At 53.7% G+C, this 14,096-nt stretch carries 15 protein-coding genes and 1 pseudogene; 1 reads left to right on the top strand and 15 read right to left on the bottom strand.

Annotation, left to right across the window (positions count from 1 at the left end):
• Positions 1 to 90 precede the first annotated feature (90 nt).
• The 5 genes and pseudogenes from AC0L7S_RS06320 to rfbF all read right to left on the bottom strand — a co-directional run bounded on the left by AC0L7S_RS06320 (position 91) and on the right by rfbF (position 4,431).
• Entirely contained in the window at positions 91 to 1,077 is a 987-nt protein-coding gene (locus AC0L7S_RS06320; RefSeq protein WP_473474198.1) for a class I SAM-dependent methyltransferase, read from the bottom strand.
• A 51-nt stretch (positions 1,078 to 1,128) separates the two neighbouring features.
• Positions 1,129 to 1,332, bottom strand: a pseudogene (locus AC0L7S_RS06315) (class I SAM-dependent methyltransferase); the annotation flags it as partial.
• A gap of 84 nt (positions 1,333 to 1,416) precedes the next feature.
• A complete protein-coding gene (locus AC0L7S_RS06310) occupies positions 1,417 to 2,361 on the bottom strand; it encodes a Gfo/Idh/MocA family protein (protein ID WP_473473571.1) in 945 nt (314 codons plus the stop codon).
• Complete coding sequence (locus AC0L7S_RS06305) at positions 2,264 to 3,178, bottom strand: class I SAM-dependent methyltransferase (protein WP_473473570.1); 915 nt, start codon at positions 3,176 to 3,178, stop codon at positions 2,264 to 2,266. The genes AC0L7S_RS06310 and AC0L7S_RS06305 overlap by 98 nt, the downstream gene beginning before the upstream one ends.
• Positions 3,175 to 4,431, bottom strand: coding sequence for a glucose-1-phosphate cytidylyltransferase (rfbF, locus tag AC0L7S_RS06300; protein ID WP_473473569.1), 1,257 nt, complete (start codon positions 4,429 to 4,431; stop codon positions 3,175 to 3,177). Before rfbF ends, AC0L7S_RS06305 begins: the two co-directional genes overlap by 4 nt.
• A gap of 328 nt (positions 4,432 to 4,759) precedes the next feature.
• Here rfbF and AC0L7S_RS06295 point away from each other — a divergent pair, with 328 nt between their 5' ends.
• The gene (locus AC0L7S_RS06295) at positions 4,760 to 4,903 is read left to right on the top strand and encodes a hypothetical protein (RefSeq protein WP_473473568.1); all 144 of its coding nucleotides are present in this window, start codon (positions 4,760 to 4,762) and stop codon (positions 4,901 to 4,903) included.
• Between the two features lie 38 nt (positions 4,904 to 4,941).
• On the opposite strand, the gene allE is transcribed toward AC0L7S_RS06295, so the two are convergent.
• The 10 genes from allE to AC0L7S_RS06245 all read right to left on the bottom strand — a co-directional run bounded on the left by allE (position 4,942) and on the right by AC0L7S_RS06245 (position 13,411).
• On the bottom strand, positions 4,942 to 5,697 hold the full coding sequence (gene allE, locus AC0L7S_RS06290; protein ID WP_473473567.1) for a (S)-ureidoglycine aminohydrolase: 756 nt from the start codon (positions 5,695 to 5,697) through the stop codon (positions 4,942 to 4,944).
• Between the two features lie 5 nt (positions 5,698 to 5,702).
• On the bottom strand, positions 5,703 to 6,953 hold the full coding sequence (locus AC0L7S_RS06285) for an allantoate amidohydrolase (protein WP_473473566.1): 1,251 nt from the start codon (positions 6,951 to 6,953) through the stop codon (positions 5,703 to 5,705).
• A gap of 39 nt (positions 6,954 to 6,992) precedes the next feature.
• Complete coding sequence (puuE, locus tag AC0L7S_RS06280; RefSeq protein WP_473473565.1) at positions 6,993 to 7,892, bottom strand: allantoinase PuuE; 900 nt, start codon at positions 7,890 to 7,892, stop codon at positions 6,993 to 6,995.
• 38 nt (positions 7,893 to 7,930) lie between these two features.
• Positions 7,931 to 8,671 carry an aspartate/glutamate racemase family protein gene (locus AC0L7S_RS06275; protein WP_473473564.1) on the bottom strand — a complete coding sequence of 247 codons (741 nt, stop codon included), beginning with the start codon at positions 8,669 to 8,671 and terminating at the stop codon, positions 7,931 to 7,933.
• Between the two features lie 6 nt (positions 8,672 to 8,677).
• Positions 8,678 to 9,391, bottom strand: a complete 714-nt coding sequence (locus tag AC0L7S_RS06270) for an ABC transporter ATP-binding protein (RefSeq protein WP_473473563.1) — start codon at positions 9,389 to 9,391, stop codon at positions 8,678 to 8,680.
• Positions 9,388 to 10,158, bottom strand: a complete 771-nt coding sequence (locus tag AC0L7S_RS06265) for an ABC transporter ATP-binding protein (RefSeq protein WP_473473562.1) — start codon at positions 10,156 to 10,158, stop codon at positions 9,388 to 9,390. The genes AC0L7S_RS06270 and AC0L7S_RS06265 overlap by 4 nt, the downstream gene beginning before the upstream one ends.
• The gene (locus tag AC0L7S_RS06260; protein WP_473473561.1) at positions 10,158 to 11,105 is read right to left on the bottom strand and encodes a branched-chain amino acid ABC transporter permease; all 948 of its coding nucleotides are present in this window, start codon (positions 11,103 to 11,105) and stop codon (positions 10,158 to 10,160) included. Before AC0L7S_RS06260 ends, AC0L7S_RS06265 begins: the two co-directional genes overlap by 1 nt.
• A gap of 108 nt (positions 11,106 to 11,213) precedes the next feature.
• Positions 11,214 to 11,822 carry a branched-chain amino acid ABC transporter permease gene (locus AC0L7S_RS06255; RefSeq protein WP_473473560.1) on the bottom strand — a complete coding sequence of 203 codons (609 nt, stop codon included), beginning with the start codon at positions 11,820 to 11,822 and terminating at the stop codon, positions 11,214 to 11,216.
• Positions 11,822 to 12,073: an ABC transporter permease subunit gene (locus AC0L7S_RS06250; RefSeq protein ID WP_473473559.1), complete on the bottom strand. Its 252-nt coding sequence runs from the start codon at positions 12,071 to 12,073 to the stop codon at positions 11,822 to 11,824. The genes AC0L7S_RS06255 and AC0L7S_RS06250 overlap by 1 nt, the downstream gene beginning before the upstream one ends.
• Before the next feature lie 129 nt (positions 12,074 to 12,202).
• On the bottom strand, positions 12,203 to 13,411 hold the full coding sequence (locus AC0L7S_RS06245) for an ABC transporter substrate-binding protein (protein ID WP_473473558.1): 1,209 nt from the start codon (positions 13,409 to 13,411) through the stop codon (positions 12,203 to 12,205).
• Between the last annotated feature and the right edge of the window lie 685 nt (positions 13,412 to 14,096).

The raw sequence follows: 14,096 nt of genomic DNA, 5'->3' as shown, positions 1-14,096 counted from the left end.
CTCATCAAGGTCGGGTCAAACAATTGGCACGCGCAGCAGGTCCGCATCGGGTGGCAGAGCTTTGCCGCGCAACTGGGTGAACGTGCGGACTCATTCCAGACGATCTATCTCTTCTTGAGTTAAAATATCGACGATAAGGCCGTCGAATCCGCTTTTTCTCATGTAGTTTTGGATTTCTGTCGAGATATGCCAAGCCAGATTGAGAAGAGGAGCCTCTTTGTCTGGTCGATCAACGAACTCGTTGTCCGATCGAATTTGTATACGCGTGCCAGGAATATAGTGGCCGATTTTCATGGAGCCGGGTTTCTCGTAAACCGCCGAAACCATTTTCTCGTCGAGATCGAGAAGTTTGACAAGAATCGCGGCGCGCCCCGGGAATGCCTTGCCGGGTAATGGACCATATTCGGCGACGAGTTTTTCCAGTTCATTGCGCTTGGCTTCCTGCCATAACGGGATGCGGCGGGCCAAGTCGATCAGGCCTTGGCCAAAATCCTCCTCCCGTGCCAGATACTGGCTCAGGTCCGGGGAAACCGAACTCGATCCAGCTTGCATCATCACGCGGATATTCCCACCATAGCGAGCTGGAAATTCGCATAGGACGACGTTGGCACCCAGCGAATCCGCAATAAATTTAAAGGAAGTCAGGCTGTAGGTGCGCGGGTGCTCATGATAAAACGTATCGAACTGGTGTCGCTCCAATACTGCACCCAGATAATGGTTCTCAATCACCAGAAGCGTCTTGGGGGACATCATCGTCCCGACTGATCCGAGTACGGCTGACAAATCTTCGATATGTGCGAACACATTTGTGAAGGTGATGATGTCGGGCTGTCCGTGCTCCTGAACAAACTGTTCGGCCAGTACAGGGTTGAGATAATCCTGATAGGTCACATGACCGGCAGCCTTTGCATCCGCAGCTGCACCGGTTGGCTCTATACCGAACGTATGTGCGCCCTTTTCGGCAAAGATAGACAACAAACTGCCGTCGTTGCATCCGATATCGAGGACTTTCAGTCCCTCAAGATCACCGCATTGGCGTTGGCATGCTTCTACGAGCTGGCGCATCCCGTTCAGCACATCCGCAGTGTGGCGGGCGCGATAATGATAGGTTTCAGGGAATAATGTCCGCTTTGGAACCTGGTATCTTTGATGAGCGGTCTTGCAAGTTGCGCAATAGGCGATGGAAATCGGATATTCAACTGTGACCCGGCTGTCGCCTACCGGGACGAGGTCGTCGCAAAGCGGATGTTTTCCCAAATCGAGAACGTCCGTGAGATCCGAATTCCCGCAAACCTCGCATCTGGTGATGCGGATCGTATCGTCCTGTTGCATGTTCATCCTATTCCTCGGTGGCCGCCGTGGCGCCAACGCTCCCAAATAAAAGACCTGTCATGCGCGACAAGAGCATATAGCGCCTCATTCGGCTGGATTCTCCAGCCCTGCATGTATCGCGATAAGTTCGTCCAATCCAGTTGTTAACGGGCTTGCCGAAATCAACCCCTTCAATTCCGCAGCGAAAGCCCCGAATGCGAGCCTTAGCGTTGAGGTCATCGCAAGCGTGTCCGGCAAGGGTTCAATCATTTGGCTGGCGACAACCAATTTCGGCGGGTGGCTCGAGAAATCCACACTCCCACACACGCCGTTCACCTCGATTCGCAGAAGCCTGCGCCGGCAATCGCTTTCGCTGTCGCAGGACAGGCCATATGTCCGCCCCTGCTGATCTCGCAATTCGAAGCCGCCACGTCGCCGGCCATCCTGCGAGAGCCATCGATCCGACAAGGTGAAACGGGCGTGCGGCTGCAAGATACGGAAGACCGAAAGTGCGTGCGGTAGCAGGTCTTCGAGGACACTGATTTCGTCATGTATCGCCTTCTTCAGCCCATGGCGGACCTCATTGTTGGGATCGGTCCATTCGAGCACGGCAGAGAAATCGGCAGATCCTTGCCCATTCATCAAGGAAGCAATCTGATGAAAGGCCGGCAAGAAGGCAAATTCCGTGCAAACACCGAAAAGGCGGTCGGCATGGACGGCCTGTTCCATGATCAATGCCGCATCAGACGCGCTGCTGGCGATCGGTTTTTCGACAAGAACGTGAAGACCTGCGGTAAGCACCTGAAGCGCATCGCGGGCATGATCACGAGGCCGACTCGCGATGATTGCCACCTCAAAGCGTGGTTCGAGTGCCAGCGCCGCTTCGATGCTGCCTACAACCGTAATTTTTGATAGCCCGATCGTTTGCGCCCATTCGTGGCTTTCGGTGTAGTTATGGCGCGCTACCATGGTTATGCCGCTGGCATCGCCTCTGGCTGCCGACAGGACCGTGGCCCATACGCGACCCCAGCGCCCGCAACCAACGATCATGACCGGTATCGGCAGGGCAGCCGCCTGCCAAAACCCATCGAAATCGACTGCTTCGAATTGCGTTGCGGCTTTCAATAGTCTCAGCTCTTCGTCGCACTGAGATAATATTGCGCGCCGAACGGAAGCGCTCCCAGAATAGAATCGAGCCCGGTGAGGAAAGCGCCCTTTGGCGGCACCGAAAGAATGCTGCGGGTGCGGACATCGTTGAAGCCGGCGTTACCAAAAGCCTGCGCAACCTTCCCGGATTCAGCAAGACGGCGTCTTTGTCGATAGGACAGGACTTTACGATATATTGCGTCGCCGGATTGTAGGGGTTGTGCTCGAAGACGAGGGCAAGCCCGGAAGGCTTGAGAACGCGCTTCATCTCTGCGACGAAACCTTCCCATTGCTCTGGCGGAACATGATGCATTACGCAGATCGTGAAAATTACGTCAAACCTGTTGTCAACATAGGGCAAGCGTGCGCCATCGAAACTTTCATAGTTCACAAACGGGTGCTTAAGTGCGGCCATTTCAACGCTTGCAGCCGAAACATCGATCCCGTGCAACTCGTGGAAGACGTTCTCGAGGCCGGCATGATAGGCCCCGATGCCGCATCCAAGATCGAGCGTGTCAAGCTGGCCTACATTGCCAAATTGCTTCGCCGCGAGCCTCACAAGATGCGCACGCTTCACATCGATAAAGAATGAGTGTTCCATCCCGGCGAAGGCTATGGCCTCATTGATGTCGCTTTCGTAAGTTTGCGTCAGACGGTCGAAATCTTCTGCCACCTGCTCTTGGGTGATGTTGTCCTTGCCGGTGTGTGGTTCGGATTTCATGGTTTGGTTCCGGCTCCCTTGGAACCTGTCGTTTCCTCTCCTGCAGGTAGAGCGTTCGCGAACACCCAACGCTGGAACACGATATAGTTGGTAAGCGGGATCAGGATGCAGACCCCAACCGCACCCACGGTATAAGGAAGCTTCAGCACTTCCACGGAAAACGACATCGCTACGTAAGAGATGGCTAGACCGACGAGCGAGGTAATGACGAAACGCAATCCTTGCCCGAACGTGTCTTCACGCACGCCGAAAGTGAAGCGGCTCTGCATGAGATAAGAGAAGATCAACGACAAAAGATAGGCAAAGACGGAGGCTGTAATGGGGTCGGTTTCAAGGCCTGTAACGATCGCGTAGACGAGCACCAGATATAACATTGTCGCCAGAATGCCGGCGAACCCGAAGCGCGCAAGACGTCCGAATCCGTGCATCGTCAGGAAGTCCCGGGCGGTCTGGCTTGTGTAGCTTTGAATTCGCCTCATGCTGCTACCATGTCTTCCAGGGTGCTTTTCCCGCATTCCACATCGTTTCGAGTTCCTCTGGTCGCGCAGCGTATCCATCGGACGCCAGAAACCGCCATGACGGAAAGCCGCGAGTTCGCCGTCTGCTGCGAGCCGTTCCAGCGGCGCTCGTTCCCATATGGTCTCATCCCCCTCAATGTAATCGAGCGCGGAAGGCTCGAGAACGAAAAAGCCCCCGTTGATCCAACCCATTTCGTTGTCGGGCTTCTCATGAAAGCGGGTAACCATATTCCCTTGATCGATGTCCAGAATGCCAAAGCGTCCCGGCGAGGGTACTGCCGTCACAGTCGCCTTGCGTCCGCTCCTGCGATGATGTTCCACGACCTTGCGGACGTCCAGATCGGTGACGCCATCGCCATAGGTGACGCAAAATGTTTCGCCATGCACGAATTCGGCAATGCGTTTGATGCGCCCGCCGGTCATCGTATGAAGGCCGGTATCGATCAGCGTTACACTCCAGCGTTCGCTTGCATCGCCGTGGAAATCGATCTTGTTCTCACCGAGATGGACAGTGATATCGTAGTTTTCAGTGAAGTAATTGACGAAATAGGACTTGATCAAATGGCTCTTGTAACCGCAGCAGATCACAAAATCTGAAAATCCCGCAGCAGCATAGATTTTCATCACATGCCAGAGGATTGGCTTCCCGCCAATCTCGACAAGCGGCTTCGGCTTTATTTCGGTTTCCTCAGAAAGCCGGGTTCCCAAGCCCCCTGCCAAAATTACTGCCTTCACGAAAATCCCACTTCATATCCTGAACCAAAATTATTGCATCGCGCCATTCACTGGGCCCCTTTGTCGTTGACTTTAAGACAACTGGCAAGCTCATCTGGAACGTCATCGCCAGACACATGCGCTGGCGGGCTGTGAAATTTCGCTGAAACATGAGTCCAGCGGTGGAATGCCAACCAATTGATTCCTCTCACTTTCAGATGCTGAAATGAGGTTATGACCGGCACAAATTTCGCCATTTTGAAGCGGCGAAATTTATACCGTAAAATCAACATGATAGAGCCTGTTCGCGCAGGGTTAATATTTTGCGCAATGCGCCATGGTTCGTCCCATGATCTTTACAGGTGACTATGTTGCAGGCCGCGACGAAAATCCGGACACTTCATGGTTTCGTGATGCAAGCGGCGAAACCGACAAAACGCTAGACGTGCCGGAAGGCATTGCAACTGCGATCCCTGATCGCGAACTGCGGTAATATTCAAACGCGCACTGTCATCTTAGCGAGATCCTCTTTTAATACGTACCGGGTGAAAGCGGGTCGCGATTGTAATCCTTGTAGATCAGATAACGAACATTATCGCGGCCGATCGCGCCGAACCATTGCGGGCAGTAAGGTCCCATCCAGATCACGTCACCTTGCTCGGAAGGGTGCCAGTTATCGCCTAGCCTGAATATCCCCCCACCATTCATCAAAAGAATGCCGTGTTCCATATAATGCGTTTCGACGAACGGGAGCCCCATGCCTGGTTTGTATTCCATTACATTGATTTCAAAATCATAACTTGGTGTTTCCGGTGCCAGCTTCTGCAACAAAAGCCGATCGTCACCTTTCATGATGATCTGTTTGTGGTCGGACACATTGGACACATGGACGCCAGGACGTTCATATCCTTTCAGTGGCAGATACGGGCGCTCAAGCACTATCAGCCGCGCAGGGCCGCGCGCCTCGATTCTGTGGGCCATGCCAGCGGGTATGATCGCATAGCCTTCGACGCCCATTTCATGGGTTGTGCCATTGGCAGACAGGGTGACTTCACCCTCGAGGACCATAAAAAAACGTTGGAGACCAATAGGAGATTCGGTTGCGACCGCTCCATCATCCATCTGGGCGAAAAACTCGGTAAACTTGGATCCTACCTGCGGCGCAATGACCACAGCAAGTGTACTTTTTTGCCAGTTAGGCAAGGTTGTTGCCTCGTGGCTGTCGGGGCTAACGAATGCATAGTTCGATTTGAATGAGGAGCGGGATTCACCCAGATGCTGTTTCATTTGTCTTACCTTTGGGAAACTGGACGGAAATTTCGAACGAACTGAAGCAGGACCGCCGCCCCCGCATCTACATCCACCACCTCGACGCTTTCGGCTGGATTATGGCTCACACCGTCTTTGCAGCGCACAAACAACATGCCGATGTCGGTGAGTTTGCTCATTGCCATACCATCATGCCCAGCCCCGCTAGGCATTCTGATTGCGCGTGATCCGGTGGCGATGACAGCGTCTTCTAACTGACGCACGAATGCCTCCGAACATGGACAGGCGGCGAGGTCGAGCAGGACATCATATTTCACCTGCACACCCCGTCGGTGCGCCACTTCATTGATCTTGCTCTTGAGGGTCTCGTAAACCCGGTTCAAGACTTCAACTGAATGCGAACGCAGGTCGAGCGAAACCGTTACCTGACCGCATATTACATTGGCCAAGCCGGGCTTGGTCTCGACCGAGCCGACTGTTGCCACCGTGTCCGAATGGCTCATTGCCGCTTCTTCGATAATCAGGATCGCTTCCGCCGCGCAAACCATGGCATCATGGCGCAACTGCATCGGGACAGTTCCGGCGTGGTTCGGTTCGCTGTGAAAATTGAGCCAGGCCCGCCGCTGCGCACTTATACCCGTCACGACTCCCACGGAAAGGTTTTCAGCCTCGAGTACGGGACCCTGTTCGATATGAACTTCGACATATCCCAGAACATCGTCCGCTGGATGAGCGGCATTTCCGACCAATGCAGGATCAAGGCCAAATTCAATAAGCGCGTCGGAAAGAAATACCCCCTCGGGGTCACTGGCTTTCAACAGGTCAGGTCCGAAATCACCGATAATTCCCCTGCTGCCAGCCAGTGTTGTGCGAAATCGCGACCCTTCCTCGTCACCAAAAGCCACAACCTCTATGCCAAAAGGCAGGCGCTTGCCTTCGCCGTTCAATACAGCCACGCAGTCAAGAGCGGTCAGGAGGCCGAGCGGCCCGTCGTATTTTCCGCCGGTGATCACGCTATCCTGATGCGAACCCATGATGAGATAAGGACCGGCGCCAGTATCGGCATGATAACGCCCGACGACATTGCCGACTTCGTCTATCCGCGCTTCCATTCCCGATTCTGTCATCCAACCCATCAGAACCTCGGCCGCTTGCCGATGCTCTGTAGATAGATAAAGCCGGGTAACGCCTGGTCCTGGCGCGCTGATCCGCGCCCATTCTTCACATCGGTTGTAGATGCGCTGCCCTGCCTGCGGTTCATCGAGATAGCTCATGCATATTTCCCCATGACTTTGGCTCCGCCATTTTCCATCTCAAACAGGGTGCTTTTGGTGCCAGTGACGGGCGATTTCATCGCGTCGGCATATCCAGACGGCCTCGTGGCTCTGGACATAATCGAGAAACCGCAGGAACGCCGCCCATCGTCCGGGACGGCCGCCTATCCGAAGATGCAACCCCGTCGACATCATCCGTGGTGTTTGATCACTCTCGCGATACAGAACGTCGAAAGTGTCCTTGAGATAGGTGAAATACTGATCGCCGCTGTTGAAACCCGCAGCAGCCACGAAGCGCATATCATTGGCTTCGAGAGTGTAAGGTATGCGCAAATGGCTTTTGCCATTGACCTCGACCCAATATGGTAGATCGTCGGCATAGGTATCCGAGTCATAGAGGAAGCCTCCTTCTTCCACGACCAGATCAAGTGTATTGGGGCTGTTTCGTCCGGTGTACCAACCGACCGGGCGCACCCCCGTCTCATCTTCTATGGCCTTGATGGCCAATTGCAGATGCGCGCGTTCGGTTTCCTTACCCATGTACTGGTGATCGATCCACTTCCAGCCGTGGCTGGCGATTTCATGACCCAGTTCATGCATGATCCGGCCGTAGCCCGGATTGTTTTCCAATGCCAAGCCGTTCGCCAGAACAGTCGTGTAGATTCCACGGGCCTTGAATTCATTGAAAATACGCCAGAACCCAACGCGGGTGCCGTATTCGTACAGAGATTCCATGTTCATGTTGCGAACACCGGGAAGAGAGGGCACGCCGATGATGTCCGATATGAAATTCTCGGACCCGACGTCCCCGTGCAGGATGCAATTTTCAGATCCTTCTTCGTAGGCAACAATAATCTGTAATGCGAGCTTGGCACCTTTTGGCCAATCGGCTTGCGGCGGATTGTTGGCATACCCGATCATGTCTCTGGCGTAACTCATATGCGGTCTCCCAAGAATTGGTCCTTCAGGTGCTGATTTCAGTCTTTCGTCACAGTCAAATGCGCGACCGTGCCAGAATGCTTTTTGGCTAACGGGTAAGCCAGATCTCCCAGCTTGCTGGTGCCCAATCCCATCCCGACAATGGCCTCGGCCAATTTCACGCCTGCGGTCACGCCTTCGATGACGGGAATGCCGATTGCCTGCTGAATGTGATCCGCCAGATTTGCCATGCCAGCGCACCCCAATACGATGGCGGAAGCCTCGTCCTCGGCAATTGCACGGCGGCATTCATCGACAATGCTTGAAAAGATTTCAGGCCCAGACCCTTCAAGTTCCAATACTTCGAGATCAGTTGCGCGCACCCGCGCGCATTGATGTTCGAACCCGTGGATCTGAAGGAGGTGCTGCGCAATGATCTTGGTTCGAGCCAATGTGGTGACGACGGAAAATCTGGTCGAAATCATGCTCGCAATGTGAAATGAGGCTTCCGCAATGCCAATGACCGGACCTTTCGCAACTTCACGCGCGGCCAGATATCCGGGGTCACCGAAGCAGGCGATTACATAGGCGTCGTGGCCTGCCTTTTCGCCCTTTGCTATCTCCTCGAGGATGCCGATCGTTGCAGATGCCTCGTCATAATGGCTTTCGATCGACGTCGGGCCGCTGGCTACTGTCGTGGAAATAATGGTAGTCCCCGGAGCGGCAAAACGCTGGGCAGTCTGCAAATTCTCCTTGGCGAAAGCCTGCGTTGTGGTCGGATTAATAATATTGATCTTCACGATACATTATCCTCCCAGATAGGCCTTGCGCACATCATCATTGCTCGCCAGTTCGTCTGACACGCCTTCCAGAGCGATGTGCCCGTTTTCAAGGACATAGGCATAGCTCGACAATTTGAGTGCCATGCGCGAGTTTTGTTCGACGAGAATGATGCTGACACCCTCTTCACGGTTCACCGTGGCAATGAACTTGGCGATGTCGCGCACAATAATGGGGGCGATCCCTAACGAGGGTTCGTCCAGCAAAAGCAGTCGCGGGCGGTTCATCAGGGCGCGACCGATGGCGACCATTTGCTGCTCTCCACCAGACAGGCTGCCACCGGATTGGCTGGAACGTTCGCGCAACCGTGGAAATCTGTCCAACACACTTTCGAGATCGCGTGCAACGTCTCGCCGGTTCCGGTGTCGATAGGCACCCATGAGAAGATTGTCGCGCACTGACATATACGGGAAAATGCGTCGACCTTCGGGAACCATGGACACACCGCGTGCCACGACACGATCCGTCCCCAATCCCGTAATGTCCTCGCCGTCGAAAACCACGCTTCCGCCAAGCGGGCGTTCCAGCCCCGTAATGGCCCGCAACGTTGATGACTTGCCGGCACCATTGGCCCCGATCAATGAGATGATCTGACCCTTTTCGGCATTGATGCTGATGCCGCTTACCGCGTTCACCTGGCCATATTTCACGACGAGATCGGTCACAGAAAAATAGCTCAAAGCCCCAACTCCTCATCTTCGGAGCCCAGATAGGCTTCAATCACCTTTTCATTTTGCTGGATTTCGGCTGGCGTGCCTTCGGCGATCTTGCCGCCAAAATTCACCACGACGATTCGGTCGCTGACCGACATGACCGCGGACATGTCGTGCTCCACCAGGATCGGTGTGATGCCATTGTCACGTATCTTGCGAACCAACCGAACTCCGGCTTTGGTTTCGTCGGAATTGAGGCCGGCAAAAGGTTCATCAAGCAGGATCAACTTGGGTTTCGCCGCTAGAGCGATTGCGATTCCCAGGTTACGCAGCATGCCCTGTGGCAGACCAGCAGCCTTCGTATCGGCAACATGGCTCATGCCCAGCAGGTCAAGAACTTCCATGGCATGTTCGTGCGCCTCACCGTTGTCGCGCAAGGCAGTCGGAAAGCGAAAAATCATACCCAGTATCGACGATTTGCAATCTTTCTGATGCCCCAGAACAACTGCATCTCGCACCGTCATATCTTTGAAGATCGTGGTTTCCTGAAAAGTACGCACGATGTTTTGGGCGACAACATTGTGTACGCCAATCCCAGTGATATCGCGCCCCATGAACTCGACTTTCCCCGAGGTGGGTTTCAGGAAAGACGAAATCAGCTTGAAACAAGTGCTCTTGCCAGCGCCATTTGGCCCGATGATTGACAGGATTTCTCCTTCAGCCAGATCGAAGGAAAGGTCGTTCACTGCCGTCAGGCCGCCAAACTTTTTTGTGAGATGAGAGACCTTGAGCATCACGTTCCCTTAATCTCACGATCGGGTCTGGTAAAAGCCCGGGCAACCACACTGACGATACCGTTGGGCATGAAAAGAATTCCCAGAATCATGATTCCTGAAAATAGAACCGTCTGGTAACGCTGAAATTCCCCAAATATTTCAAACATCGTCGATAGAACAATTGTGCCAATCAAGGGGCCGACCACAAATTCCAGGCCGCCGACAAAACAATATATCATAAAGTAAACGCTATCTATTACCTGAAATGATTGCGGATATACATTCCTCTGCAATGCAGTGAAGAATGACCCTCCTACACCGCCATAGAAACAGGCGATCATGAAAGCCACGACCCGGTACTTTGCGACATTGATGCCAAGACTTGCGGCAAGGTCCTCGTTTTGGCGTAAGGAATGAAAGACGGTGCCGACGCGGCTGGTGTCAACGAGCCACAGAAGCACGAGGCCGAGTGTCATGAGCACACCGCTCAGATAATAAAACGACATGCGATCTCCCACCTCAAATCCAGAGATGAGCGTTACGCCAAAAATGGCCAAATCTCCCGGGAGTGGCAGGTCGACGATGCCGCGCGGCCCATTGGTCAGTGCCGGAAAGCTGAGCGCGGTCAGGCGAGCAGCCTCAGTCAGGCTCAGTGTAATCATCGCGAAATAGACGCCTTTGAGCCGCAACACAGGCCAACCGATGATAAATCCGAAGCCGGCTGCAACAAGGCCCGACAAAGGCAGGCAGAGCCAGAAAGACAGGCCCATTTTGGACATCAAGATTCCGGTCGTGTAGGAACCGATCAAGGCAAAGCCGGCCTGCGCAAGATTGATGCGACCGATTACAAAGGTCAGCCAAACCCCCATGCTGATGAAACTCATGGCGGCCATTGTCGTCAACACGTTCGTGACATAGCCCATGTCTACGATCACAAAGGGCGCAATAAAGAAATAGATGGCCACGATGCACGCTACAGCTATTCCAAAATTCCGGTGCTTCACTGCCGCATTGGCGTGAACTGTCATGAGCTGATTTTCGTCAGTGGGATTTTTCTGAAACGACATTGTGATTTAGCCCCAAGGTTTGCCCATGATGCCATGCGGGCGAAGGATCAGGAAAAGAATCACGAGGGCGAAAATAACGAGGAACGTGACCGAGCCCGGCAGGAGCGCGAAGGCAATTGCCTCCATGAAACCCAGCACAAATCCGCCGAGGATAGCTCCAGACAACACCCCTGCGCCGCCGATCATGATCATGATAAATGCCTTGATCGAGATTGCCGTGCCTGCGCCGGAATGTATGGCAAAGAGTGCTACCAACAATCCGCCAGACAATCCCGCAAGACCAGTTCCCAAGCCAAAACCAAGCGCCGATATCCATTTCAGATTCACGCCTTGCAAAGCGGTTGCTTCGCGGTCCTGGGCCAATGCACGAAGGGCGCGCCCGGGGCGGGTCTTGGAAATAAAGAGCATCAGTCCGGCGATCAGCATTGCTGCAATGATCATCACGATAATGCGCGAATTGGGCAGATAGGCTTCGCCTATCCTTTGAACCCCGGTGGCAATCGAGGGAATTCCGCGCTGCTTTTCACCGAAGATGATCAGCGCGACACTTTCCAGGAAAACCGCAGTCCCCATCGCCAGCAGCATGGTGACTTCATCGCGCTTTACCTTTCGCATTACCGGCGCAAAAGAAGGAGTTCCATGAGCACCCCGATTGCACCCACGATCACAAACGAGAAAATCAAACCGACCCAGAAGGGCAGCCCAAACACTACAGTGGAGTAGTAGACAACGAATCCGCCGATCATATAGAGCTGACCATGCGCGAAATTGACAACATTCATGATGCTGAAAATAATCGTAATGCCTAGCGCGATCAGGGCGTAAGTCGTACCGACGACGAAGCCGTTGACGATTACCTGCTCCATACGATCCGTTCTCCAGAATTCCGGCCGCCTGATTGGCCACTCGATTTCCGAATGCCTTCAAGCTCGCCTTCCAAGGAATGGTGAATAGGTGCGCCGAGCGCCACAATGACGCCCGGCTAAGCCGCTTGGTCAGTCAGGGAGCGATCCGACAAAGAGCGGCTGGTAAGCGCCGTCCTGAATTTCCTGCACAACGATCGGTACGGAAACCTGACGAGCCTGACCGAAGTCAGCATTGCCGACATAATGCAAGACACCGCCATCTTTCAGGAACGGATTGCTGCCTTCAAATTTGTCCAGCACCGACTTGAACACCTCGGTGTCGGAAAGCGCATCCGGGCCGGCTGCCTGAAGCGTTTGGACCATAATTTCAGGGCCATAGACATAAAGACCGGCGACGTCGTTCCACTCACCCCAGTCTTTGGAATATTCCGCTATGAATTGCTCCATGAATTCGCTTCGAATTTCTTCCGTGCTGGCCCCGCCAGCAGCGATAAATCCGTTTGATGCTGCTCCAGCGACCTGAGCGATCGCCGCCGGGTCCTGCCCGGTTTCGGTGCTCATCGTGCCGGCAAATCCAAGCTCGCGCGCCGCCTTGATCAACGGACCAACATCGGAAGGTGACACTCCCGACAAAACGATGTGGTCAGGGTTGGATGACAACACCTTTGTCAGAACCGGGAAGAAGTCGGTCGTTCCCGACTCATAGGTTTCGGAACCCGAAACCACGTTCAATCCGAGCGCCTTCGCGCCAATGACGCCCTGGTCGCGCTGGTTAATAGGGTCCGAATTATTTTCGGCGACAAATGCGATATTTTTGACGCCTTTGTTGTCCATCAGCCATTTATAAATGACAGGCCCAACTTGATAGGATGCAACCATACCCAGGATAGATTGCGATGCTGGAGGCGTGTAGAGCGCGCGCGAAAAGGCATATGGCATATTGATGGTGCCATTGGCTTCCATTACCACTTTGGCCGATTCGGCGGTTGTATCCGTGTTGGGCCCTTGAATGTACTTGATACCCTGCGCGATCAGCTTTTCCGCCCCTGTCTGGGCGCTTTTGGGGTCCGCACGATCGTCGACGCACACAACATTGATATCATAGGTCTTCTCACCGATCTTAACTCCGCCGGCTTCATTCCACATACGGGCACGCGTTTTGAAGGTTTGGCACATGACGCCGCCCCATCCTGCAAACGGCCCGCTCATCACGCCTAGCGCGCCAAGTTCGAGTGTTTCGTTTTGGGCTGCCGCAGTGCCGATAAACATCGTCGTTGCGGCGAGGCCGGAGACGATGCTCGTTAGGATTTTTCTTCGAGTTGCGGAATAAAACATCATGATAATCCTCCCTGATTTTTATCCTGTCGCTTACTGGACTGAATTGGTTACCCGGTATGACGGTGTCATTTTTCTTGATTGCCTTCTTGATTGCGGGTCAATATCGGGCAATATTCAGACTGAAGCGATGATGTCTTCTAGTCAATGATATCATTGACACGGTGTCAAAATAGGACGGTTGCCGTTCGCATAGACTCCGACACCGCGGCAACAGCAGCCAGCACGGAATTCTTCTGAGAATGATGGCTCCGTCTAAGTCCAGCGACGTTGTGGCTAGAGAAATACTGAATTATCGGGGCACCAAAGCCGTTGCCCCTCAACTCGGTATAAGACCTTGGTCTCCTGCCCACGGACCACAAGGTTCTTATATTAGAAGCGTTGCATGAACTTTGTAAATTGAAGAAACCCAGCGTGCTCTATTGCATTCTGGTTTCCCACAACCCAACAATGATTATGATGTCTGAGGTGCGTGCCCTCGAATTCGTCAGCGGTCGTACTCTTGCCCATCCCGATGCACCGCTGAATTGGTTGTGAAAGTCACAATCCGGAAATTCGCGCCAAAGTGCTGAGATGTCATATACGACTTGCTCTCGCCGGATTCCAAGCCAGAACAGGTGAGGCTTGGCCTCTCAGAAATCAGCTAAACAATGATTGGCTTCGATCAACGCAAATTCCACGTCAAAGT

The sequence above is a fragment of the Mesorhizobium sp. G2-6-1 genome, assembly GCF_055809095.1.
Note: the sequence above shows the minus strand (reverse complement) of the source record. Positions and strands in the feature narration are given on the sequence as shown.